Source organism: Rhodococcus sp. 06-156-4 (assembly GCF_002259345.1).
GTDB classification, from domain to species: domain Bacteria; phylum Actinomycetota; class Actinomycetes; order Mycobacteriales; family Mycobacteriaceae; genus Rhodococcoides; species Rhodococcoides fascians_E.
In genome coordinates this window covers 1-1,320 of the sequence record NZ_NPGB01000019.1, presented here as the reverse complement: position 1 = coordinate 1,320, position 1,320 = coordinate 1, and the positions used below count along the sequence as shown (strand labels likewise).

1 protein-coding gene is annotated in these 1,320 nt (G+C 64.4%); it reads left to right on the top strand.

Annotated features, from left to right (window positions below):
- The coding region (locus CH290_RS14035) for a CoA-acylating methylmalonate-semialdehyde dehydrogenase (RefSeq protein WP_094624259.1) at positions 1 to 1,320 on the top strand (1,320 nt) is incomplete at both ends.

Sequence of the window (1,320 nt, the reverse complement as noted above, 5' to 3'; positions counted from 1 at the left end):
CCGCCTTCCCCGCCTGGCGCGACACCTCCCTCGCCAAACGCACCCAAATCCTCTTCAACTTCCGCGAACTACTCAACAAGAAAAAAGGCGAACTCGCCGAAATCATCACCGCCGAACACGGCAAAGTCCTCTCCGACGCCCTCGGCGAAATCTCCCGCGGCCAAGAAGTCGTCGAATTCGCCTGCGGCATCCCCCACCTCCTCAAAGGCGGCTACACCGAAAACGCCTCCACCAAAGTCGACGTCTACTCCATCCGCCAACCCCTCGGACCCGTCGGCATCATCTCCCCCTTCAACTTCCCCGCCATGGTCCCGATGTGGTTCTTCCCCGTCGCCATCGCCGCCGGCAACACCGTAGTACTCAAACCCTCCGAAAAAGACCCCACCGCCTCCATCTGGCTCGCCGAACTCTGGGAAGAAGCCGGCCTCCCCCCCGGCGTCTTCAACGTCCTCCAAGGCGACAAACTCGCCGTCGACGAACTCCTCGAGAACAAGAAGATCAAATCGATCTCCTTCGTCGGCTCCACCCCCATCGCCCAATACGTCTACGCCACCGGCACCGCCAACGGCAAACGCGTCCAAGCCCTCGGCGGCGCGAAGAACCACGCCATCGTCCTCCCCGACGCCGACCTGGATCTCGCCGCCGACGCCATGGTCAACGCCGGCTTCGGCTCCGCAGGCGAACGCTGCATGGCCATCTCCGCCCTCGTCGCCGTCGGCGACATCGCCGACGAACTCGTCGCCAAAATCGTCGAACGCACCACCCCCCTGGTCACCGGCGACGGCACCCGCGGCGCCGACATGGGCCCCCTCGTCACCCAAGCCCACCGCGACAAAGTCGCCTCCTACGTCGACGCCGGCGAAGCCGACGGCGCCACCATCGTCGTCGACGGCCGCGCAGTCAAAGCCGACGGCGGAGACGGTGCGAGCGAAGCGACGAGGGATGTCTCCGGTGGCTTCTGGCTCGGCCCGACGCTCATCGACAACGTCACCACCGACATGTCCATCTACACCGACGAAATCTTCGGACCCGTCCTCTCCGTCGTCCGCGTCGACACCTACGACCAAGCCCTCGAACTGATCAACAACAACCCCTACGGCAACGGCACCGCCATCTTCACCAACGACGGCGGCGCAGCACGACGCTTCCAGAACGAAGTCGAAGTAGGCATGATCGGCATCAACGTCCCCATCCCCGTCCCCATGGCCTACTACAGCTTCGGCGGCTGGAAAAACTCGCTGTTCGGCGACACCCACGCCCACGGCACCGAAGGAATCCACTTCTTCACCCGCGGCAAAGCCGTCACCTCCCGCTGGCTCG